The 21,932-nt window shown below is 69.8% G+C and carries 19 protein-coding genes; 4 read left to right on the top strand and 15 right to left on the bottom strand.

The features are described from left to right. Positions 1-17 precede the first annotated feature (17 nt). The 10 genes from AB0N68_RS09110 to AB0N68_RS09065 all read right to left on the bottom strand — a co-directional run bounded on the left by AB0N68_RS09110 (position 18) and on the right by AB0N68_RS09065 (position 10,808). Positions 18-1,094 carry a UDP-N-acetylglucosamine--N-acetylmuramyl-(pentapeptide) pyrophosphoryl-undecaprenol N-acetylglucosamine transferase gene (locus AB0N68_RS09110; protein WP_280564154.1) on the bottom strand — a complete coding sequence of 359 codons (1,077 nt, stop codon included), beginning with the start codon at positions 1,092-1,094 and terminating at the stop codon, positions 18-20. Beyond that, entirely contained in the window at positions 1,091-2,296 is a 1,206-nt protein-coding gene (ftsW, locus tag AB0N68_RS09105) for a putative lipid II flippase FtsW (protein WP_187661795.1), read from the bottom strand. Before ftsW ends, AB0N68_RS09110 begins: the two co-directional genes overlap by 4 nt. Then, positions 2,265-3,800, bottom strand: a complete 1,536-nt coding sequence (murD, locus tag AB0N68_RS09100; protein ID WP_187661796.1) for a UDP-N-acetylmuramoyl-L-alanine--D-glutamate ligase — start codon at positions 3,798-3,800, stop codon at positions 2,265-2,267. Before murD ends, ftsW begins: the two co-directional genes overlap by 32 nt. Continuing rightward, entirely contained in the window at positions 3,790-4,896 is a 1,107-nt protein-coding gene (gene mraY / locus AB0N68_RS09095; RefSeq protein ID WP_025105090.1) for a phospho-N-acetylmuramoyl-pentapeptide-transferase, read from the bottom strand. The genes murD and mraY overlap by 11 nt, the downstream gene beginning before the upstream one ends. Beyond that, entirely contained in the window at positions 4,893-6,305 is a 1,413-nt protein-coding gene (locus AB0N68_RS09090) for a UDP-N-acetylmuramoyl-tripeptide--D-alanyl-D-alanine ligase (protein WP_187661797.1), read from the bottom strand. The genes mraY and AB0N68_RS09090 overlap by 4 nt, the downstream gene beginning before the upstream one ends. 27 nt (positions 6,306-6,332) lie before the next feature. Continuing rightward, positions 6,333-8,102 (bottom strand): peptidoglycan D,D-transpeptidase FtsI family protein, encoded by a 1,770-nt coding sequence (locus tag AB0N68_RS09085; RefSeq protein WP_259955145.1) that lies wholly within the window; start codon positions 8,100-8,102, stop codon positions 6,333-6,335. 26 nt (positions 8,103-8,128) lie between these two features. Beyond that, positions 8,129-8,701, bottom strand: a complete 573-nt coding sequence (ftsL, locus tag AB0N68_RS09080; protein WP_187661799.1) for a cell division protein FtsL — start codon at positions 8,699-8,701, stop codon at positions 8,129-8,131. After that, positions 8,698-9,636, bottom strand: coding sequence for a 16S rRNA (cytosine(1402)-N(4))-methyltransferase RsmH (gene rsmH, locus AB0N68_RS09075; protein WP_071329847.1), 939 nt, complete (start codon positions 9,634-9,636; stop codon positions 8,698-8,700). The genes ftsL and rsmH overlap by 4 nt, the downstream gene beginning before the upstream one ends. Positions 9,637-9,739: 103 nt before the next feature. Further along, positions 9,740-10,171 (bottom strand): division/cell wall cluster transcriptional repressor MraZ, encoded by a 432-nt coding sequence (gene mraZ / locus AB0N68_RS09070; protein ID WP_025105095.1) that lies wholly within the window; start codon positions 10,169-10,171, stop codon positions 9,740-9,742. Positions 10,172-10,433: 262 nt separating this feature from the next. Further along, positions 10,434-10,808 (bottom strand): SCO2097 family morphological protein, encoded by a 375-nt coding sequence (locus AB0N68_RS09065; protein WP_187661800.1) that lies wholly within the window; start codon positions 10,806-10,808, stop codon positions 10,434-10,436. 162 nt (positions 10,809-10,970) lie between these two features. Between AB0N68_RS09065 and AB0N68_RS09060 the strand changes: the two genes are divergently transcribed. Beyond that, the gene (locus AB0N68_RS09060; RefSeq protein WP_259955158.1) at positions 10,971-11,996 is read left to right on the top strand and encodes a polyprenyl synthetase family protein; all 1,026 of its coding nucleotides are present in this window, start codon (positions 10,971-10,973) and stop codon (positions 11,994-11,996) included. A 9-nt stretch (positions 11,997-12,005) separates the two neighbouring features. Here the strand turns inward: AB0N68_RS09060 and AB0N68_RS09055 are convergent, their stop codons facing one another. Beyond that, positions 12,006-12,362 carry an Rv2175c family DNA-binding protein gene (locus AB0N68_RS09055; RefSeq protein ID WP_327036728.1) on the bottom strand — a complete coding sequence of 119 codons (357 nt, stop codon included), beginning with the start codon at positions 12,360-12,362 and terminating at the stop codon, positions 12,006-12,008. A 129-nt stretch (positions 12,363-12,491) separates the two neighbouring features. Between AB0N68_RS09055 and AB0N68_RS09050 the strand changes: the two genes are divergently transcribed. Together AB0N68_RS09050 and pknB are read left to right on the top strand one after the other, a co-directional pair. Further along, complete coding sequence (locus AB0N68_RS09050) at positions 12,492-13,634, top strand: LysM peptidoglycan-binding domain-containing protein (protein ID WP_292796458.1); 1,143 nt, start codon at positions 12,492-12,494, stop codon at positions 13,632-13,634. Between the two features lie 76 nt (positions 13,635-13,710). Next, on the top strand, positions 13,711-15,666 hold the full coding sequence (pknB, locus tag AB0N68_RS09045) for a Stk1 family PASTA domain-containing Ser/Thr kinase (RefSeq protein WP_187661803.1): 1,956 nt from the start codon (positions 13,711-13,713) through the stop codon (positions 15,664-15,666). Between the two features lie 60 nt (positions 15,667-15,726). On the opposite strand, the gene AB0N68_RS09040 is transcribed toward pknB, so the two are convergent. After that, entirely contained in the window at positions 15,727-17,067 is a 1,341-nt protein-coding gene (locus tag AB0N68_RS09040; RefSeq protein ID WP_187661804.1) for a class II 3-deoxy-7-phosphoheptulonate synthase, read from the bottom strand. Between the two features lie 46 nt (positions 17,068-17,113). After that, positions 17,114-17,803: a lysophospholipid acyltransferase family protein gene (locus tag AB0N68_RS09035; RefSeq protein ID WP_187664181.1), complete on the bottom strand. Its 690-nt coding sequence runs from the start codon at positions 17,801-17,803 to the stop codon at positions 17,114-17,116. Between the two features lie 151 nt (positions 17,804-17,954). On the opposite strand from AB0N68_RS09035, the gene AB0N68_RS09030 reads away from it, so the two are divergent. Next, positions 17,955-19,787, top strand: a complete 1,833-nt coding sequence (locus tag AB0N68_RS09030; protein WP_187661805.1) for an AMP-dependent synthetase/ligase — start codon at positions 17,955-17,957, stop codon at positions 19,785-19,787. 91 nt (positions 19,788-19,878) lie between these two features. Here AB0N68_RS09030 and def read toward each other — a convergent pair whose 3' ends face one another. Both def and AB0N68_RS09020 read right to left on the bottom strand, forming a co-directional pair. After that, a complete protein-coding gene (gene def, locus AB0N68_RS09025) occupies positions 19,879-20,370 on the bottom strand; it encodes a peptide deformylase (protein WP_292796464.1) in 492 nt (163 codons plus the stop codon). Then, positions 20,370-21,914, bottom strand: coding sequence for a MinD/ParA family ATP-binding protein (locus AB0N68_RS09020; protein ID WP_292796467.1), 1,545 nt, complete (start codon positions 21,912-21,914; stop codon positions 20,370-20,372). Before AB0N68_RS09020 ends, def begins: the two co-directional genes overlap by 1 nt. Positions 21,915-21,932 lie beyond the last annotated feature (18 nt).

Genomic DNA, 21,932 nt, shown 5'->3' with positions numbered 1-21,932 from the left:
TCGTCCGGACGGCGGCGTCACGCCGCACCGAGGGCACGGTCGATCATCGCGACGACGTTCTCGGTGCCGGTGCGGGTGCCCGCGGTCTCCGCCGCCTCCGCCATCCGCCGGATGCGGTCACGGTCGCCGAGCAGCGGCACCACGATACGTCGGACCGCATCGCCGTCGAAGGTCGCGTCATCGAGGAGCTGAGCGGCACCGGCGGCCACGGCGGATCCTGCGTTCAACCGCTGCTCTCCGTTGCCCACCGAGTACGGCACGTACAGCGCGGGAATCCCGAGCGCGCTGATCTCGCTCACGGTGGCCGACCCCGAACGCGACACGATGAGATCGGCCAGCGCGAACGCGAGGTCCATGCGGTCGATGTACCGGCGGAGGGCGTACCCGGGCACTCCAGGATCCGGCAGGTCGCTGCGCTCCCCGGTGACATGCAGCAGCTGCCAACCGGCGGCGAGGATGTCGCGCCAGGAGTCCGCCAGGGCGTCGTTCAACCGCTGCGCTCCGAGCGAGCCGCCGAAGACGAGAAGGACAGGACGATCGGCGGCGAGCCCGAAGTACTCGGCGGCCTCGGCGCGTCGAGCCGCCCGGTCGAGCGTGATGACCTCGCGCCGCAGCGGCATGCCGACCACCTCGCTCCCGCGGAGCGGCGTCCCGGCGAACGCGACTCCCACACCCGCGGCCGCACGGGCACCGAGCACGTTCGCCAGCCCGGGCTTCGCATTGGCCTCGTGGACGACGAAGGGCACGCGCTCGCGACGCGCGGCGACGTAGGCGGGTGCGGAGGCGTAGCCGCCGAAGCCCACCACGATGTCGATCCCGTGCTGCCGGATGTGCGCACGCACCTGGGCGATCGCCCGGCGGAACCGCGCGGGGAACGCGGCGGCCTGCGCGTTCGGGCGCCGCGGGAACGGCACTTTGTCGACGATGAGCAGCTCGTAACCACGCTCGGGGACGAGACGGGACTCCAGGCCCTCCGCCGTGCCGAGCACGAGGATCGTCGCCGACGGGTCACGCTCACGCAGCGCATCGGCGACCGCGAGCAACGGATTGACATGGCCGGCGGTGCCACCACCGGCGAGGAGGTACGAAGTCACCTCGCGACCCTACCCCGCTCGGCTGACTGCTTCTCGGCGACCGGGATGGTCCGCGCGAAGGCCAGCAGGACGCCGCAGGCGACGAGCACGGCGAAGAGTGCCGTTCCCCCCTGGGACATGAACGGCAGGGGCACACCCATCACCGGGAACACGCCGATGACGACGCCGACGTTCAGGACGGCCTGACCGACGATCCAGACCGTGATCCCACCCGCGGCGACGCGGATGAAGGGGTCCGACGTCTTGCGGATCACATGGAACGCACCGACCGTGAAGAACGTGAACAGGGCGAGGACGACGATGCAGCCGATCAGCCCGAGCTCCTCGCCGACGATCGCGAAGATGAAGTCGTTGCCCGCGGCGGGGAGCCAGCCGTACTTCTCCTGGGAGTTGCCGAGGCCGAGTCCGAAGATCCCGCCGGAGGCCATGCCCCAGATGCCATGGATCGACTGGTAGCAGTCGGTGTAGTACAGCGCCATGTCATCGCACGTCGCGGTGATGCGACGCATGCGGTCCTCGCTGGAGAGCGCGTAGGCGAGCACCGCGACCACGCCCAGGATCATCGGGATGATGAAGAGGCGCAGCTTCACGCCCGAGAAGAAGAGACAGCCGAGCAGGATGAGGACCATCACCATCGCGGTCCCGAGGTCCTTGCCGGCGAGGACGGTGCCGATGGCCAGCGCCCCGACCGGGATCACGGGGATGAAGACGTGATGCCAGGTCCCGAGCATGGTCTGCTTGCGCAGCAGGACCGCGGCGATCCACAGGGCGAGGGCCAGCTTGAGGAACTCGGACGGCTGCATCTGGAAACCCGCCACCTGGATCCAGTTCCGGTTTCCGCCGTCGGCGATGCCGAGCGGTGTGAACACGAGGAGCTGGAGGGCGATGGCTCCGAACAGCGCCGGCCAGGCCATGCGCTTGAGGAACGCCACAGGGAAGCGGCTGATGAGGAACATCATCGGGATACCGAGCAGGGCGAACACACCTTGCCGGAGAGCGCCGTCCAACGGGTTCTGCGCCTTGGCCACCGCCGTCGCGCTCGTCGCGGACAGCACCATCACGAGACCGAAGATCGTCAGGAGCAGGGCGGTCGACGCGATCAGCAGGAACTCGGTCGACACCGGGGTGAACCGGCGTCCGAGCGAGACCCGCGCGGCGAGGCCACCCGACTCAGACCGCGGAGGGCGAGCCACCTGCGTCATCGGCGCTCCCCCGATCGATCCACTCCCGCACCGCTTCGGCGAAGCGGTGGCCGCGATCCGCATAGCTGGAGAACTGGTCGAAGGACGCGGCGGCGGGAGCGAGGAGCACAGTGCCCTCCCCGTCGACGATCCCCGCCGCGATCTCCACGACGCGGTTCATGACCTGTCCAGTGTCGCCAGCTTCGACCTCGAAGACCGGCACCGTCGGCGCGTGTCGCTCGAATGCCGCGACGACGGCTGTGCGGTCCGCTCCGATGACGACCGCCGCGCGCGCGGTGGAGCCCGCGTCCGCGACGAGATCGGCGATGTCGACACCCTTGAGATCACCGCCGACGACCCACACCGCACCAGGGTACGCGCGCAGTGACGACGCGGCCGCGTGCGGGTTCGTCGCCTTGGAGTCGTCGACCCAGGTGATGCCGGCGTGGCGCGCGACCACCTCGATGCGGTGCGCGTCCAGGCGGAAGGTCTGCAGCGCCCCGTGGATGGCCTCGGGCTCGACCCCGAGAGAACGGGCGAGGGCACTGGCGGCCAGGATGTTCTGAACGATGTGCGGTGCCGACAGCCCTGCGGCCTCCAGGTCGGCGACCGTGGTCAGTTCCAGGGCGCTGCGGGCTCGATCGTCGAGGAACGCCCGGTCGACGAGCAGCCCCTCCACGACGCCGAGATCGCTCGGGCCGGGGATGCCGAGATCGAAGCCGATGGCGCGGGCGCCCTCGACGACGTCGGCCTCCTCGACCATCCGGCGCGTCGCCTCGTCGGCCTTGTTGTAGACGCAGGCGACCCGCGTGTTGCGGTACACCAGCGCCTTCGCGTCCCGGTAAGCCTGAGCGCTGCCATGCCAGACGAGATGATCGTCGGCGAGGTTCAGGCAGACTGCGGCGTGCGGGAACAGCTCCCCCTCCGAACGCGACAGTCCGAGGTACCAGAGCTGGTGGCTGGAGAGCTCGACGACGAGCACGTCGAAGCCGGCGGGGTCGCGGACCGCGTCGAGCACGGGGACGCCGATGTTGCCGCACGGCGCGGCGCGCAGGCCACCGGCGACGAGCAGCGTCGCCGTGAGCTGGGTCGTCGTCGTCTTGCCGTTGGTCCCGGTGATGAGCACCCAGTCCGCCGGCGTGCCGTCCGCGCGGAGGACCTTGTCGCGCACCCGCCAGGCGAGCTCGACGTCACCCCAGAGCGCAATGCCCTCGTCCTGAACCCAACGGATGACCGGGTGCGCCGGGGCGAAGCCAGGGGACGCGATGACGACCTCGGGCCCGAACGCCCTCAGCGCCTCGGGCACGGCGTCCAGCGGACCGAGCTCCAACCGGGCACCGATGACGGGGAGCAGGCGGGCGTACTCCTCCTCCGCGGACTCGCTGAGCACGAGGACGTCGGCACCGAGCTCGGCGAGGGTGTCGGCCACGGAGAAGCCGGTCATGGAGAGGCCGAGGACGGCGACGCGCAGGCCGCTCCAGTCTGCGTGCCAGCTCGTCAGCCCGGCCAGACGCTCAGCCGACACGGGTCAGCCATTCGACGTAGAAGAGCCCGACGGCCGACACCGCGAGAAGACCCGCGATGATCCACATGCGCACCACGATGGTGACCTCCGACCAGCCCCGCATCTCGAGGTGGTGGTGGAACGGGCTCATCAGGAACAGCCGCTTGCCGCGGGTGATCTTAAAGTAGGCGCGCTGCAGGATCACGGATCCGGAGGCGAGCACGAAGACGCCGGCGATGATGAGGAGCAGCAGTTCGGTGCGGGTCATGACCGCCATCGCGGTGATGACGCCACCGATGGCCATCGAGCCCACGTCTCCCATGAACACCTTCGCCTTGGGCGCGTTCCACCACAGGAACCCGATGAGGCTGGCGGCGAAAGAGGCCGAGATGATGGCGAGGTTGAACGGGTCGCGCACCTCGTAACAGCCGCCGAGCGAGCCCGGATCACCGCCGATGCAGGGCTGCTTGAACTGCCAGAACGCGATGAGGCTGTAGGCGCCGACGACGATCACGCCCGCGCCGGCGGCGAGGCCGTCGAGGCCGTCGGTGAGGTTGACGCTGTTGGAGGTCGCGACCCCGATGATCGAGATCCAGGCGAGGTAGAGGATCCAGCCCAGGATGACGCCGAACGCGAAGAGGTTCAGCCAGGTGATGTCCCGGAAGAGGGAGATCGACGCACTGGCCGGCGTCTGCCCCCACTTGTTCGGGAAGTTCAGTGCCACGATGCCGAAGGGGATCACGACGATGAGCTGACCGATCACCTTCCGCCACCCCGACAGCCCGAGGCTGCGCTGGCTGCGCACCTTCATGTAGTCGTCGATGAATCCGACCACACCGAAGCCGACCATGAGCCAGATCACCAGGATGGCGGACAGCGCCGGCGTCTCGCCGCTGACGAGGACCCCGGTGAAGTAGCCCACGATCGAGCCGAGGATGAAGATGACACCACCCATGGTCGGGGTGCCGCGCTTCGCCTCGTGGCTCGGGTTGCCCGCAGCCTCCGGGGTACGGATGACCTGCCCCCAGCCCCACTTGCGGAAGAGCCGGAGGAAGACGGGAGTCAGGAAGAGAGTGAAGGCGAGCGAGATGGCCGCCGCCATGATGAGGGACCTCACGAGAACAATTCTCCCAGACGATCGCCGAGATGCCGGAGGCCCACGGAGTTGGACGACTTCACCAGGACCCGGTCTCCGTCACGCAGCTCGGTACGGAGGTACTCGAACGCAGCGTCCTGGTCCGGCAGATGCACGGCTTCGCTGTCCCATGACCCCTCGCCGACGGCGGCGAGGTAGAGCCGCCGTGCCTCCGGGCCGACGACGACGATGCGTCGGATGTTGAGACGCACGGCGAGGAGGCCGATGCGATCGTGCTCCTCCCCTGCGCTCTCGCCGAGCTCGCTCATCGCGCCGAGGACGGCGACCGTGCGCTCGTCGGGGCCGGTGATCTGGGCGAGGGTCCGCAGGGCGGCCGCCATCGAGTCGGGACTGGCGTTGTACGCGTCGTTGATGATGCGGACGCGGTCGTTGCCCAGCGGCTGCATGCGCCACCGCTCGGCGATCTCGACGGTCTCCAACCGGGAGACGGCATCGGCCGGGGCCACGCCGAGCTCGACGGCGGCGGTGATCGCGGCGAGGGCGTTGCTGACGTGGTGGGCGCCGAGGACGCGCAGGCGCAGTGGCAGCCGCTCCCCTGCGACCTCGATCACGCACTGCGTGCCGGAGGCCGAGACCTCGATCTCCCGCGCGTGCACGACAGCCGCAGCCGACTGGCCGAAGCCGACGACCCGGAGGCCGCGGCTCTCCGCGAGCTCGCGCATCGCCCACACCCGGGCGTCGTCCGCGTTGAGCACGGCGATGCCGGGCACGCGGGCCGCGGCGACGAGCTCGGACTTGGCCTTCGCCGTGGCCTCGATGCCGCCGAAGCCGCCCGCGTGCGCCATGCCGACCATCAGCACGACCACCAGGTCCGGCTCGACGAGACCGGCGAGCCGCGCGATGCTGCCCGGCGCGGCGGCCCCGAACTCGCTCACCAGGAATCGGGTGTCGTGCGTGACGCGGAGCATCGTCACCGGGGCGCCGACCTCGTTGTTGAAGGACTTCACCGGGGCGACGGTCTCGCCCTCGTCCTCGAGGATGCGGGCGAGGAAGTTCTTGGTGGTCGTCTTGCCGTTCGAGCCGGTGATGCCGACGATGCGCAGGTTCCCCCCGGCGCGCACGCGCGCCACGACCTCGCGCGCCAGCTCGCCGAGGGCGACCACGGCATCGGACACGACGATCTGCGAGACATCGACGTCGACGGGGTGCTCGACGATCGCCAGGACCGCACCGGCTTCGGCGGCGGCACCGACGAAGCGGTGCCCGTCGGTCTCGGCGCCGGGCTTGGCGACGAAGATCGACCCGGCCTCCATGGTGCGCGAATCGGTGTCGACGATCCCGTCGACCACCGTCTCCGGCGTGTGCTCTCCGGCCACGCGCAGTTCACCACCGATGGCGGCGGCGATCTCAGCGAGCGTCAGGGCGATCATGTCATCTCCATGCGCGGCTCTCGCCGGCTATCCGAACTTGGGGAGGAGCGCGTCCATCGGGACAGAGGACGGCATCACGCGATAGGTCTTCATCACCTGCGTCATCGCCTTCTGGAAGGCGGAAGCGGTGGCCGCGGACGATACAACCTTAGTCGGCTCGTCGAGGGTGACCACGACGACGTACTGCGGGTCGTCGACGGGCGCGAAGCCCACCATGCTCGTGTAGTACACGCCTGCCTTGTAGCCGCCCTTGCCGTCCGAGACCTGCGCGGTACCGGTCTTGCTGGTCACGCGGTATCCGGGAACCTGGATGCGATCGGCGTTCCCGCCCTGCACGGCGACGTTCTCGAGCATGCGGGTCAGATCGGCGGCGGTCTGCTCCTTGACGATCTGCTCGTGCTTCGGCTTCGGCGTCTCCGTGACCGTCCCGTCGGGCGCCGTGCAGGATTCCACCATCGACAGGTCGATCTTCTCCCCGCCGTTGGCGATGGCCTGGTACGCGCCGGCGAGCTGCGGGGCCGTCACCGTGAAGTACTGGCCGAACGTCGTCGTGTAGAGGGACTGGCTGTCCCAGTCGCTCACCGGGTGCAGGATGCCTCCCACTTCGGAGGGGAAGTCCAGGGTCTTCTGCCCGACCCCGAAACGCTGCAGGTAGTCGTAGCGGACCTCGGGGGCGACCATCGTGCCGAACTTCGACAGCGCGGTGTTGGAGGAGTCGATCAGTCCGCCCGCGAGCGTGTAGTTGTAGGCCGGGTGGCTGAACGCGTCGTTGACCACGGCGCCGTTCGGGAAGGTCTCGCGCGAGGAGGCCGTCACGGTGCTGAGCGGGGTGAGGCCCGCACCCTCCATCGCCGCCGCCGCGGTGATCGCCTTGAACGTCGAACCGGGCTCGAAGTCGCGGTGGAAGATCTGGCTGTATCGCGTCTCCGGAGTCGAGGAGTCCAGGTCGTTCGGGTCCATGGCCGGCCATTCGGCCGCGGCGCGGATCTTGCCGGTGCCCACCTCGACGACCGTGACGGTTCCGCCCTTGGCGCCCTGCTTCTGGGCCTCCTCGCCGATCATCTGCTGGAGGTACCACTGCAGGTCGCTGTTGATCGTGAGCTGCACGGTGCCGCCGTCGACGGCGTCGGTGACCGACTCGCTCCCCGGGATCACGACGCCGTCCTTGCCCTTGCGATACGTCTTCTCCCCATCGATCGGCGCGAGGCACGATTCCTCGAGCTGCTCGACGCCGGCCTTGGCCTCCCCGGTGTTGTCGAGGAAGCCCAGCACGTTCCCGGCGACCGCGCCGTTGGGATAGACCCGGGTCTCGCGCGGCGTCAGGGCGAGGTACGACCCCAGGCCGAGGTCGCGGAGCGCGATGAACTGCTCGGTGTTGAGCCCCGTCTTCAGGGGTGCGTACTGGCTGTTCGGGTTCTCGGCGAGGGCATCGGAGACGCGTTTGCGGATCTCGTCTCCCGGTACCCCCGTGATCGCGGCGATCTTCTCTGAGGCCTCGGCCCAGGGCAGCGCAGGATCCTTCTCCTCCGTGAGCCTGATGACCTGAGGACTGAGCTGCGCGTCGTAGACCATCACGCTCGACGCGAGGACTGTGCCCTCGGCGTCGACGATGGATCCCCGCTGTCCGGGGATCGTCGAGCCGTCGCCGATGTGCTCGAGGGATTGGTTGACGTGCTCGTCGGCGCTCACCACCTGGATGTCGATCAGGCGGACGACGAACGCCACCAGGATCGAAAGGATGACCGCCAGTGCGACGACGGTGCGTCGCCGCGGTCCGCGCGTGGCTCGTGTCGTCATGGGATCTCTCCGTCGATCGGGGATGGTCAGTGCGTCGTGGGGCTGGGCAGGCCGTCGGTGATGGCGGGCGGCAGGTCCTGCGCGGGCGGTGTACCGCCGGTCGCGTCGTCCCCGGCGTTCTCCGCCGGCGGGGTCTCCTCCGTGACGAGGACGTTGCCGACGGCCGCCTTCCCGTTGGGATCGATCGTGGAGACCCCTTCCGCCCCGGCGCCCGTCCCGAAGACGGCGCCGTCGCTGAGACGGAGGTAGGACGGGGCGCCCGCCACGACCATGCCGAGGTCGGCGGCGCTGCTCGCGAGCACCTGCGGGGAACTCAGCCCCGTCAGCTCCTCCTGCAGCGCGTCGGTCCGGAGGTCGAGTTCGCGCTGCTGGGACGTGAGCCCGGCGAGGGTGAACGAGTCCTGTGTGATGGCCAGCGAGAGCCCGACCTGCCCCGCACCGATGGCCAGGGCGCCGCCCAGCGCGACGAGCGCGTAGGCGAGCTTCGGCTTGCGGCGCCGTGCGGGCGCCGTCACCGGTCGCAGGCGCCGCTCGGGCGTCGTCTCCGGAGCGACCGGCTGCAGCGGCAGGGTCGGCTTGCGGACTGCGTTCATGCTCATGCGCTCTCCCGCACCTTCTCGGCGGCGCGCAGGCGCACCGGTATCGCACGCGGGTTGCGTGCGCGCTCTTCGTCATCGGCGAGTTCCGCGCCCTTGGTGAGGATGCGGAATCGGGGGGCGTGCTCCGGCAGCTCGACCGGCAGCCCGGCGGGCGCCGTCGAGGAGGAGGCGGCCGCGAAGGCCTGCTTGACCAGCCGGTCCTCGAGGGACTGGTACGACATCACGACGATGCGGCCTCCGACCGCGAGTGCGTCCATCGCGGCGGGGATCGCGTCCGCGAGGACGTTCAGCTCGGCGTTGACCTCGATCCGGAGGGCCTGGAACACGCGCTTCGCCGGGTGCCCGGATCGCTGCGCGGCCGCGGGGGTGGCGGCCACGAGGATGTCGACGAGTTCGCCCGATCGCGTGATCGGCTGCTTCTGACGGGCGTCGATGATGAAGCGCGCATACCGTCCGGCGAGCTTCTCCTCTCCGTACCGCTCGAAGATGCGCCGCAGGTTGCCCTCGCTGTAGGTGGCGATGACCTCGGCGGCGGTGATGCCCTTCGTCTGGTCCATCCGCATGTCGAGCGGAGCGTCCTTGGAGTATGCGAAGCCACGTTCGGCCTCATCGAGCTGCAGCGACGAGACGCCCAGGTCGAAGAGGATCCCGGCGGCGCCCTGGGCGTGCAGGCCGATCTCGTCGTAGACGGTGTGGACGAGGGTCACGCGATCGCGGAACCGAGCGAGCCGCTCCCCCGCGATCTTCAACGCGTCGGTGTCCCGGTCCAGCCCGATGAGGCGGATTCCGGGGAATCGCTCAAGTAGCGCTTCGGAATGGCCGCCCATGCCGAGGGTGGCATCGACGAGCACGGCGCCGTCCTCCTGGAGGGCAGGTGCGAGGAGCTCGACGCAGCGGTCGAGCAGGACGGGGGTGTGGATGTCGCGGAGGTTCATGATCTCTCTCGGGTCCGACCTTCGGCTCTGATCCCCCTCCGCATCTCGACCCGGCACCGGGGAAGTGTGTCGGGGCGGGAGCGGCGGGGCATCACAGCCGTGGTCAGAACAGTCCCGGAATCACCTCCTGCTCCAGCTCGGCGTAGGACTCCTCGCCGGCGGCGAGGTACGCGTTCCAGCTCTCCGCGTCCCAGATCTCGGCGTGGGCGCCGACTCCGGTCACGATGAGCTCCTTCTGAAGACCCGCGTACTGACGCAGGTGGGCGGGGATGGTGATGCGGTTCTGGCTGTCGGGCATCTCCGCACTGGCACCGGAGAGGAACATGCGCATGAAGTCACGCGCCTGCTTGTTGGCGAGCGGGGCCTGACGGATCCGCTCGTGCATCGCCTCGAACTCGGCCGTGCTGAAGACGTAGAGGCAGCGCTCCTGGCCCCGGGTGACGACGATGCCGCCGCCCAGGTCCTCGCGGAACTTCGCGGGAAGGATGACCCGTCCCTTGTCGTCCAGCTTCGGTGAGTGCGTGCCCAGCAGCATCGGCCATCACCCCCTCTCCGTCCGGCCAACTCGAGGTGCGCCCCACTTTACTCCACTTTCCTCCACATTCCTACGACGAATCCAGGGTATCGTCCCTGTGCTTCCGCGGACCTCGCCCTACTTCCGCGACATTCCGCGGGGGAGCGAGGTGGAGCGCCAGTGGAGGGCCGGTGGAGGGCCGGTGGGGACCGGATGCCCAACAGGCACGAAAAAGCCCGGATGCTCAGCATCCGGGCTTCGTGGTGGAGAGGAAGGGAGGAGGTCAGTGGCCGTCCTGGCGCCGATCCCATCGATCGTTCATGCGGTCCATGAAGGAGGAGGAGTCCTGCCGCTTCGGAGCGGTGCGGGTCCGGGGCTCTGCCGGTCCGGACCGTCGGACAGGGGTGACGGCCAGCATGACGCCGCCGAGCATGGCCGCGAAACCGATGACCCCGACGACGATGCCCCAGATGTCTCCGAGGATGACACCGACGACCAGTCCGCCGACGCCGGCCAGCAGGAGCAGAGCACCGTAGACGAGATTGCGATAGCTGAGCGTGCGATCGCCCGACGGCGCGCTCACGACGTCGGCGTCATTGTGCAGGAGATGGCGTTCCATCTCGTCGAGCAGACGTTGCTCCTGTTCGGAGAGTGGCATCTCGTCCCCCTCGGGTATGGTGCCCTCCAGTCTACGCGCGAGCGGCGCCCGGGGCTAGCGGTTCGGGCGTCTCATCCTTTACGTATGCTGGGAGTCGTGCCGTCCCCCTCCCCCTCCGTCGCCGACGCCGTGGCCGCGCGACTGGACCTGTTCCTCGACCGCATGCGAGCGGAGTCGGCGGGGTACGGCGACGACGCCGCCGCCTTCCTCGATGCGGCGTCCGACACCCTCTCCGGAGGGAAGAGGCTGCGCGCCCGCTTCTGCCACGCAGGGTGGCGCGCCGTCTCCCGGTTCCGTGACCGTCTCGCCGTCGAGGACGACGCCCTGTGGGACCTCTGCGCGGCGCTGGAGATCTTCCAGTCCGCCGCTCTCGTGCACGACGACCTGATCGACAACTCCGACACCCGCCGGGGCCGTCCCGCGGCGCACCGGGCGCTCGAGGCCTCCCACCGCTCCGCCGGATGGTGGGGCGACGCCGCTGCCTTCGGGCGCGCCGGTTCCGTGCTGCTCGGCGATCTCCTCGTGGCGTGGAGCGACGACCTCCTGGAGTCGGCGCTCGACGGTCACGGCGCGGCGCGGACCGTGCGCGCCGAGTACGCGCGCATGCGTCGCGATGTCACGACCGGACAGTTCCTCGACATCGCCGAGGAGTCGGCGTGGAGCGTCAGCGATGACCGCGAGCATGCGGAGCGCGCGCTGCGCGTGGCCTCGCTGAAGTCGGCGCGCTACAGCATCGAGCAGCCGCTCATCCTGGGAGCGAGCCTCGCCGGCGCCGACGTCGGGCAGACCGAGGCGCTGCGCCGCTTCGGTCACCCTCTCGGCCTCGCCTTCCAGTTGCGTGACGACGTGCTCGGTGTGTTCGGCGATGCCGCCGTCACCGGCAAGCCCGCGGGCGACGACCTCCGAGAGGGCAAGCGGACCGTCCTCATCGCGCTCACCAGGGAGAAGCTGGACACACCCGCCCGGCGGGTGCTCGACGAGATGCTCGGCGACCCCGACCTGACGGCGTCGCAGGTCTCGTTCCTGCAGGAGACGATCGCCGGGACCGGAGCCCTCGAACGGGTCGAGACGATGATCGCCGACTACGCCGGAGAGGCCGATCGCGCGCTCTCCGGAGCCCGGCTCGAGGACGCCGCGGTCGGCGAGCTCCGCGATCTCGGCCGAGCGGCGACCGTGCGCTCCTCCTGAACGGGTCGCTCAGGCGAGGGTGCGCGCGAGCCGACGGACCTCGCTCTTGTGCCCGGCGAGCAGAGAGGCGATCGGGGAACGCCCGAGGGTCTCGTCCTCGGCGAGCAGCCAGTCGATCAGTTCGTCATCGGAGAAGCCGGCATCCTGCAGGACGATGATCGTCCCGCGCAGGGAGCTCAGCGGCTCGCCGTCCACGATGAACACCGCAGGAACGGCGAAGACGCCGCTGCGCCGCGAGCCGACGAGGTAGTGCTCGTCGATCAGACGACGCACGCGGCCGAGGGGCTCGCCGAGCACCTCGACGAGGTCGGGCATGGTCAGCCACTCGAGGGCGGCGTCAGGGGTTGCAGCGACGTTCTCAGACACGTTGCCACTATCTCACCTCGGCCCCCGACGCGCATATCCATCACTTCCGTCACATTCGTCACACCTGTCACTTCTGTTGACATCTCTATACATCCGTGTCAGCGTGAAGTGCTCGAAAAGGGGGCTGACGTGATCTTCCAGACAGCCGTGGCCGGCGCCCTCGCCGCCACTCTGACGGCGACACCCGCCGCCGCGCCCGCACCGCCGGTCGCGCCGCACGAACGGCATCGGATCGCTCCGGTGCGCGTCGCACCGACGCAGAACATCCCGCCCTCGCACGTCGTGCAGCCGGGGGACACGGTCGCCGGCATCGCCGGTCGTCACGGACTGCGCACCGCTGACGTCCTCGGCTGGAACGGCCTCTCCTGGCGCTCGGTCATCTATCCGGGGCAGACCCTGCATCTGCGCGCCCCGGCCTCGGCACCCGCGCCGGCGCCCACGTCGGTGCCTGCGGCGACGAAGACCCACACGGTCGTGGCGGGCGACACCGTCTTCGGCATCGCCCGGAAGTACGCCACCTCGGTCGGCGCGATCCTCGCCGCCAACGGCCTTCCCGACGGCGCCATCATCTACCCGGGACAGAAGATCGTCGTATCCGGAGGCGCGGCTTCCGCTTCCCCTCCGGCACCCGCGGCCGCACCCGCGGCGGCACCCGCGACGCCCCCGCAGAGCGGCGGCACCGCCCACACCGTCGCCGCGGGCGAGACGCTGTTCTCGATCGCTCAGCGGTACGGGACCACCACGCAGTCCCTCTTCGCCTGGAACGGCCTCGGCCCGTCGTCGATCATCTACCCGGGTCAGCGCCTCGCCGTGCAGGCGCCTGCCCCGAAGCCCGCCGCTGCGCCGACCGGACAGCGCAGTGCGACCCTGACGGCCGAGCAGGCTGCCAACGCCGCGCTCATCATCCGCGTGGGCCGCGAACTCGGAGTCTCCGACCGCGGGATCGCCATCGCCCTCGCCACCGGCATGGTGGAGTCGGATCTCCGCAACCTGGACTGGGGGGATCGCGACTCGCTCGGTATCTTCCAGCAGCGCCCGAGCACCGGCTGGGGCACCCCGGCGCAGATCATGGACGCGGAGCGGAGCACGCGGGTCTTCTACGGCGGCACGGGCGACCCGAACGGGCACACCACCCGCGGACTGCTCGACATCGCGGGCTGGGAGTCGCTGCCCTTCACCGACGCGGCGCAGGCCGTGCAGATCTCCGCCTACCCCGATCGCTACGGGCAGTGGGAGGCCCAGGCGTACGCATGGCTCGCCCAGCACGGGTGAGGCCGCCGGAAATCCGGATGACCCGAGGGGTGAGGCGTTCCCGGGGCTTTCAGCCATTCGTCCATAGACTTCTGTCGTGACGACCAATCATCAGGCCGACCCCCTCATCGGGCGGCTTGTCGACGGTCGGTACCGCGTGCGTGCGCGGATCGCCCGCGGCGGCATGGCCACGGTCTACGTCGCCACCGACCTCCGCCTGGAGCGCCGCATCGCCTTGAAGGTCATGCACGCGCACCTCAGTGACGACTCCGCGTTCCAGAGCCGGTTCATCCAGGAGGCCCGCGCCGCGGCCCGCCTCGCCGACCCGCACGTCGTCAACGTCTTCGATCAGGGCCAGGACGGCGAACTCGCCTACCTCGTCATGGAGTATCTGCCAGGGATCACTCTGCGTGAGCTCCTCCGAGAGCAGAAGCGCCTCACGGTCGCTCAGACGATCACGATCATGGATGCCGTTCTCGCCGGGCTGTCCGCCGCGCATCGGGCGGGCATCGTCCACCGCGACGTCAAGCCGGAGAACGTCCTGCTCGCGGAGGACGGCCGTATCAAGATCGGCGACTTCGGACTCGCGAGAGCCACCACCGCGAACACCGCCACCGGGCAGCAGCTCCTCGGGACGATCGCGTACCTCGCGCCGGAGCTCGTCACCCGCGGTACCGCCGACGCCCGCAGCGACATCTACGCGCTCGGCATCATGCTCTACGAGATGCTCGTCGGCGAGCAGCCCTACAAGGGCGAGCAGCCGATGCAGATCGCGTTCCAGCACGCCACCGAGTCGGTCCCCCGACCCAGCGTCCGCAATCCGTCGGTGCCCGAGCAGCTCGACGAGCTCGTGCTGTGGGCCACCGAGAAGTCCCCGGACGAGCGTCCGGACGACGCTCAGCAGATGCTGGAGCGCCTGCGGGAGATCGAGCGCGAGATCGGTGTCGCCCCCGCCGTGACCCGGACCACCGGCGCCTCCCGGGATCAGGCCGACTCCGGCGACCTCACCAAGGTCATGCCGGGCACCATGCTCCTGCCGGAACCGGCGACGGCCACCTCCCCCGGGATCGACAACGCCACCATCCTCCGGCGGCGGGCCGCCAAGCGCCGCGCCCGTGGCACGTTCCTCCTCTCCCTCGTCCTCCTGCTCGCCGTCCTCGCCGGCGGCGTGGGCTGGTGGTTCGGCTCCGGTCCCGGCTCGCTGATCGCGGTGCCCGCCGTGGCGGGCCAGACGTACGACGAGGCGGCGGCAGACCTCACGGAAGCCGGCTTCGAACCCGCCCAACGCGACGAGTTCTCCGTCGACGTCGAGAAGGGCATCGTCATCGAGACGGACCCCGGCGAGGGCACCAGGATCGACAAGGGCACCACCGTCGCCGTCGTCGTGTCCGCCGGCCCCGCCTCCCACGACCTCGCCCCTGTGGCCGGACAGCCTGCCGAGGACGTCCGGGCCGCGTTGCAGGCGGCGAACCTCGAGATCACCGACGACGAGGAGTACTTCACCGACGCCGCGGCCGGATCGGTCATCAACGTCCGCATCACTCCCCGTGACGGCGGCGATGCCTTCGGCTGCGATGAGGGCTGCACCGTCCACGAGAAGGACACCGCCACGATCCAGGTGTCGCGCGGGCCGGTGCCCGACGTCACGGACATGACCGTCAAGCAGGCGACCGAGACGCTCACCGGCAAAGGCCTCAAGGTGGCGGAGGAGAACATCTACCGCCCGAGCGATTCCATCGGCAAGGACCGGGTCATCGGGTACGCGGACCGCACCGAGGAAGGATCCTGGCGTCCTGGCGAGACGATCCAGCTGATCGTCTCGCAGGGCCCGCCGCTGTTCGATGTGCCGGATGTCTCCGGGATGACGCGCGACGAGGCCACCGGCGCGTTGCGAGACGCCGGATTCACCTGGAGCTACACGAGCAGCACGGGTCTGCCGGACTCCGTGTGGGACCTCCTCGCGAACGAGAACACGCGCGTGGAGTCGTACAGCCCATCCGAACCGCAGCGGAAGGGCGCGAGCATCACGCTCACCATGAGCTTCGCCGGCTGACGCCGACACGACGAAGGGGCCGGAACATCGTTCCGGCCCCTTCGTGCGTCCGCCCGTGGCTCAGCGCTTCTCGAGCTCCTCGGCCACCAGGAACGCCAGCTCCAGGGACTGCATGTGGTTCAGGCGCGGGTCGCACAGGCTCTCGTAGCGGGTCCCCAGGGCCGCCTCGTCGATCTGCTCCGATCCGCCCAGGCACTCGGTGACGTCGTCGCCGGTCAGCTCGACGTGGATGCCGCCGGGGAACGTGCCGACCGCCCGGTGCGCCTCGAAGAAGCCGCGGACCTCGTCGACGACGTCGTCGAAGCGACGCGTCTTGTACCCGGTCGGCGTCGTGATGCCGTTGCCGTGCATGGGGTCGGTGACCCAGAGCGGCTGGGCACCCGACTCGCGGACCGCCTCCAGCAGCGGGGGCAGCGCATCGCGGATGCGGCCGGCGCCCATACGCGTGATGAAGGTCAGCCGGCCGGGCTCGCGCTCCGGGTCGAGCTTGTCGATGAGTGCCAGTGCCGTCTCCGGCGTGGTGGTGGGGCCCAGCTTCACGCCGATCGGGTTCCGGATCTTCGAGAAGTAGTCGACGTGCGCGCCGTCGAGCTCGCGGGTGCGCTCCCCGATCCACAGGAAGTGGGCAGAGGTGTTGTACGGGGTGTCCGTCCGCGAGTCGATCCGCGTCATCGGGCGCTCGTAGTCCATGAGCAGACCCTCGTGACCGGTGAAGAACTCGACGCGCTTGAGCTCGTCGAAGTCGGCGCCGGCGGCCTCCATGAACTTGATCGCACGATCGATCTCGGCGGCCATGCGCTCGTACCGCTGGTTCGCCGGGTTCTGCGCGAAGCCCTTGTTCCAGGAGTGCACCTCGCGGAGGTCCGCGAAGCCACCCTGCGTGAACGCCCGGATGAGGTTCAGCGTGGAAGCGGCGGTGTGGTAGCCCTGCAGCAGTCGACCGGGGTCGGCCTGACGGGAGCCCTCGGTGAAGTCGTAGCCGTTCACGATGTCGCCGCGGTACGCCGGCAGGGTGACCTCGCCGCGCGTCTCGGTGTCGCTGGAGCGCGGCTTGGCGAACTGCCCGGCCATGCGCCCCATCTTGACGACCGGCATGGACGCGCCGTAGGTGAGCACGACGGCCATCTGCAGCACCGTCTTGATGCGGTTGCGGATCTGCTCGGCCGTGGCCCCGGCGAAGGTCTCGGCGCAGTCGCCACCCTGCAGCAGGAAGGCCTCCCCGGAGGCCGCCCTGGCGAGACGGTCGCGGAGGTTGTCGACCTCACCGGCGAAGACCAGCGGCGGAAGGCTCGAGATCTGCCGGGAGACGTCGGCGACGCGGTCGGCGTCTGGCCACTGCGGCTGCTGCTTGATGGGAAGCGAGCGCCAGGCATCAAGGGCGTCGATGTGGTGCGGAAGCATGCGTCCAGCCTAGTGGGCGGCACCACCGCCGAGACGCGCCGGGGGCCTATGTGACGCGCGTCGGAAGACGGTCCTTGACCGTGGACGCGTAGACGTCCTCGTACTCCTGCTGACCGAGGCGCTGGAGGGCCACCATGATCTCGTCCGTGACGGACCGGAGGATGTAGCGGTCGTTCTCCATGCCCGCATAGCGGGAGAAGTCCAGCGGCTCGCCGATGACGATCCCGACCCGCATGACCCGCGGGATACGGCGGCCGATGGGCATGGCGGTGTCGGTGTCGACCATGATGACCGGGATGACCGGGACCTTGGCTTCGAGCGCCATCCGGGCGATGCCGGTGCGGCCGCGGTAGAGCTTGCCGTCGGGGCTGCGCGTGCCCTCGGGGTAGATGCCCAGCAGGTCGCCGCCCCCGAGCACCTGGAGGCCGGTGTTGAGGGAGGCCTCGGACGCCTTGCCCCCGGAGCGGTCGATGGGGATCTGACCCGTCGCCTTCATGAAGAAGCGGGTGGACCAGCCCTTGAGGCCTCGTCCGGTGAAGTAGTCGCTCTTCGCGAGGAACGACATCGACCGATCGATCACGAGCGGAAGGAAGATCGAGTCCGCGAAGGAGAGGTGGTTGCTGGCGAGGATCGCCGCCCCGGTCGCGGGCACGTTCTTCCGCCCCACGATCCAGGGACGGAACACGGCCTTGACCACAGGGCCGATCACGACGTACTTCATCAGCCAGTAGAACATCGAGGTGAAGTCTAGCGCCGCGACGCGGATCGCCCTCATGTTCCTCGTCGGGCGACCCGCAAAGCGACTGAGTTCCACCCTGACCGCGACCGGGTGCCATGCCCTAGACTCGGACCAACGCCCGTGCCCGACCGGTACCGAAGGAGCTGCCGTGGTCCAGTTTGAAGTCCCCGCGATCGTCCCCGCCGATCCCGACGCGAACGTCGCCGACCTGCTTGCGAAGCGTGTGGAGGCGACTCCCGACCGGGCGCTGTTCTCCGTCCCGCAGGGCGACGGATGGCGCGACATCACCGCCGCCGACTTCGAGACCGCGGTCATCGCGCTGGCGAAGGGGTTCGCCGCCGCCGGCATCCAGCCCGGCGAGAAGGTGGGCTTCCTCGCCCGCACCACGTACGAGTGGAGCCTCGTCGACTTCGCGCTCTTCTATGCCGGTGCCGTGATGGTGCCGATCTACGAGACGAGCTCGCCGTCGCAGATCCAGTGGATCCTCGAGGACTCGGGCGCGATCGCCCTCCTCGTCGAGTCACCGGAGCACTTCGCCCGCGTCGACGAGGTGCGCGGCGACCTTCCGCTCCTCCGAGAGGTCTGGCAGCTGCACCTGGGCGCGATCGACACGCTCACCGCGCAGGGGGCATCCGTCTCGGATGAGGAGATCCAGCGTCGCCGCGGCCTCGCCGTCGGCTCCGACATCGCGACCCTCATCTACACCTCGGGCTCCACCGGACGACCGAAGGGCTGCGTGCTCACCCACAGCAACTTCGTCGAGCTGTCCCGCAACTCCGCCAAGGCGCTCGACGAGGTCGTGCAGACGCCCGGCTCGTCCACGCTGCTGTTCATCACGACCGCGCACGTGTTCGCCCGCTTCATCTCCATCCTCAACGTGCACGCCGGGGTGCGCACCGGCCACCAGCCCGACACGCGTCAGCTGCTCCCTGCCCTCGGCTCCTTCAAGCCCACCTTCCTCCTCGCGGTCCCCCGCGTGTTCGAGAAGGTCTACAACTCCGCCGAGCAGAAGGCCGAGGCGGGCGGCAAGGGCAAGATCTTCCGCGCCGCCGCCGACGTGGCGATCGAGCACTCCCGGCTGCTCGAGGAGGGCAAGAAGATCCCGTTCGGGACGAAGCTCAAGTTCGCGCTCTTCAACAAGCTCGTCTACTCCAAGCTCCGCGAGGCCATGGGCGGCAACGTCGTCTACGCGGTGTCGGGCTCCGCTCCCCTCGGCGCGCGCCTCGGTCACTTCTTCCACAGCCTCGGCGTGGTGATCCTCGAGGGCTACGGCCTGACCGAGACCACGGCGCCCGCGACGGTGAACCTCGCCTCGAAGTCGAAGATCGGCACGGTCGGCCCCGCCCTTCCCGGGGTCGGGGTGCGTCTGGCCGACGACGGCGAGATCGAGGTGCGCGGCATCAACGTCTTCAAGGAGTACTGGAACAACCCGGAGGCCACCGCCGAGGCGTTCAGCGACGGCGGCTGGTTCCACACCGGCGACATCGGCAGCTTCGACGCCGACGGCTTCCTCACGATCACGGGGCGCAAGAAGGAGATCATCGTCACGGCGGGTGGCAAGAACGTCGCTCCGGCCGCACTCGAGGACCCGATCCGCGCGAACCCCATCGTCGGGCAGGTCGTCGTCGTCGGCGACCAGCGCCCGTTCATCTCGGCCCTCGTCACCCTCGACCCCGAGATGCTGCCGACCTGGCTCGCGAACAACGGCCTCGACGAGAAGATGACCCTCGCGGAGGCTTCGACGAACGCGCAGGTCCGTGCCGAGGTGCAGCGTGCGGTGGACGCGGCGAACGAGCGGGTGTCGCGCGCCGAGTCCATCCGCAAGTTCACGATCCTGGACTCGGAGTGGACGGAGGCCTCCGGCCACCTCACCCCGAAGCTGTCGATCAAGCGGAACATCATCATGAACGACTTCGCCGACGAGATCTCCGCGATCTACGACGAGCCGGTCGCCACGACCAACGTCGCCATCGGCGGCTGACCCGCGCGTCGACCCACCCCCTTCTGACCGAACCGGCCCCTTGCGCTCGTGCGCAAGGGGCCGGCTCGTACGTGAAGGGGTGGGTCGGCGGCTAGAACCAGGAGCTCTCGCGAACCTCGCGCATCGCGACCTTCCGGGTCTCGGGGTCGAGTCGGGAGAGGAAGAGCTTGCCGTCGAGGTGGTCGGTCTCGTGCTGGAGCGCCTGCGCGAGCAGCCCGTCCCCCTCGAGCACCACCGGCTGTCCGTCGAGGTCGATCCCCTCGACCCGGGCCCAGGGATGGCGCTGGGCGTCGTGCCAGAGTCCCGGCACCGACAGGCAGCCCTCTCCCGTCGGCTCGGGCTCGCCGCGGACCTCGGTCAGCACGGGGTTCAGCACGTAGCCGATCTCGCCGTCGACGTTGTAGCTGAAGGCGCGGAGCACGACGCCGATCTGCGGCGCGGCCACGCCGGCGCGGCCCGGGAGCTCGACGGTCTCCAGGAGATCCGTGACGAGCGCACGCACGCCGTCGTCGATCTCCTCGATGGGTGCGCACACCGTCCGCAGGACCGGGTCGCCGAAGATGCGGATCTCGCGAACCGTCATCAGGCGGCCTTCGCCCGGAGGCCCTCGACGAGGAGCGCCGCGAGTTCCCTCGCCGCCTTCCGCGTCTCGGGGAGGAGGTTCGCGAAGACGATCGTCCCGCCCGCGGCGATCTGCGGGTCGTACGGCACGCGCACGACGCTGCGGGCCCGCGACGCGAAGTGCGCCTGGAGCTCACCCAGCCGCACGAGCGGCGTCCCGGGCGTGGACTGGTTGAGCACCACGATGGCGTCGCGCGCCTGCTGCGCGTACCCGTTGGACTCCAGCCACGTGAGGGTCTCGGACGCCAGCCGCGCCTCGTCGACGCTGAGTCCGGAGACGATGACGATCTGGTCGGCGAGGTCGAGGGTCGCCGACATCACCGAGTGGACGATCCCCGTGCCGGTGTCGGTGAGGACGAGGGAGTAGTAGTGCGCGGCCACATCGGCCACGTCGCGATAGTCGTCGTCGCTGAAGGCCTCGGCGACACGCGGGTCGGCGTCCGAGGCGAGCACGTCGAGGCGCGTCGCATCCCGTGCCACGATCGCGGAGATGTCGTGGAACCCGCGCACGTCGTCCCGGATGCGGACGAGGTCGCGCACGGACTTGCCATGCTGCGCGCGCTGCACCCGGTCGGCGAGCGTTCCGCGGTCGGGGTTCGCGTCCACGGCGATGACGCGGTCCTCCCTCGCGTCAGCGAGGGCCATGCCGAGGAGCGCGGTGACCGTGGTCTTGCCCACGCCGCCCTTCCGCGAGAGCACCGGCACGAACCGGGCACCGCCGGCGAGCGGGGCGGCGATCCGCGCCGTGAGCTCCTTGCGCTCGCGCGCGCGACGGCCGTCGCCGATGTTCAACCGGCGTCCGGACAGCGTGTAGAGCAGGTGACTCCACCCGCCCTCGGGTTCCGGCTTGGCCACGCGGTGCGGGTCGAGGAGGCGATCGGAGGTGAGGAGATCTGCGGACTCGCGGGCGGACTCGCCCAGCTCCCCCAGACGCTTCGCGGTGAGGGTCACGTCGGTCCGGGGCGCCGGACGTGCGTGCGCGGATGCGACGGGCTTGTCGTCGGCTTCGGGCATCGTGGTCTCCTTCTGCACGGGCGCCTGAGGGGCACGCGCCGGTTTCGCGGCCGGGACCTCCGCACGGTCGGCTCCAGCCTTCGCGAGGAAGCGGGCGGCCGCCTCCTCCTCCGCGACCAGGTCAGCCACGGGCTCGGCAGCCGGCACGGGCTCCTCCGGCACGGAATCCGCCACCACGGGCTCCTCCACCACGGGCTCCTCCGCCGCGGGCGCCTCCACCACGACGGCGTCGATCACGTCGTCGAGTCGCGGAGCATCGAGGACGGGCTTCGGCACCGCGGGGAGGGTGAGGTCGTCGACGATGAGGTCGATGCCGACCTCCCCATCCACGACACCGTCGTCGGCGAGGTCGTCATCCTCCTCCGCCGGCAGGGTCACCCGCACCTGCGCGGTTCCGCCGAGGATGCCGATGCCGGCGGTGTCGACGGATGCGGCGTCGTCGAGCACCCCCAGCGGACTGTCCTCGGGGTCGGCGTTGTTCTTCGCGGTCACGTGTCACTCCCAACCTGT

The sequence above is a fragment of the Microbacterium meiriae genome, assembly GCF_040685015.1.
GTDB classification, from domain to species: Bacteria; Actinomycetota; Actinomycetes; order Actinomycetales; family Microbacteriaceae; genus Microbacterium; species Microbacterium meiriae.
Note: the sequence above shows the minus strand (reverse complement) of the source record. Positions and strands in the feature narration are given on the sequence as shown.

Bases quoted from the DNA above. Each gene is read 5' to 3' on its own strand.
- ftsW (WP_187661795.1), bottom strand. From the start codon at position 2,296: ATGACGCAGGTGGCTCGCCCTCCGCGGTCTGAGTCGGGTGGCCTCGCC.
- AB0N68_RS09090 (WP_187661797.1), bottom strand. From the start codon at position 6,305: ATGATCGCCCTGACGCTCGCTGAGATCGCCGCCGCCATCGGTGGTGAA.
- AB0N68_RS09085 (WP_259955145.1), bottom strand. From the start codon at position 8,102: ATGACGACACGAGCCACGCGCGGACCGCGGCGACGCACCGTCGTCGCA.
- ftsL (WP_187661799.1), bottom strand. From the start codon at position 8,701: ATGAGCATGAACGCAGTCCGCAAGCCGACCCTGCCGCTGCAGCCGGTC.
- rsmH (WP_071329847.1), bottom strand. From the start codon at position 9,636: ATGAACCTCCGCGACATCCACACCCCCGTCCTGCTCGACCGCTGCGTC.
- mraZ (WP_025105095.1), bottom strand. From the start codon at position 10,171: ATGCTGCTGGGCACGCACTCACCGAAGCTGGACGACAAGGGACGGGTC.
- AB0N68_RS09065 (WP_187661800.1), bottom strand. From the start codon at position 10,808: ATGCCACTCTCCGAACAGGAGCAACGTCTGCTCGACGAGATGGAACGC.
- AB0N68_RS09060 (WP_259955158.1), top strand. From the start codon at position 10,971: ATGCGAGCGGAGTCGGCGGGGTACGGCGACGACGCCGCCGCCTTCCTC.
- AB0N68_RS09040 (WP_187661804.1), bottom strand. From the start codon at position 17,067: ATGCTTCCGCACCACATCGACGCCCTTGATGCCTGGCGCTCGCTTCCC.
- AB0N68_RS09035 (WP_187664181.1), bottom strand. From the start codon at position 17,803: ATGTTCTACTGGCTGATGAAGTACGTCGTGATCGGCCCTGTGGTCAAG.
- def (WP_292796464.1), bottom strand. From the start codon at position 20,370: ATGACGGTTCGCGAGATCCGCATCTTCGGCGACCCGGTCCTGCGGACG.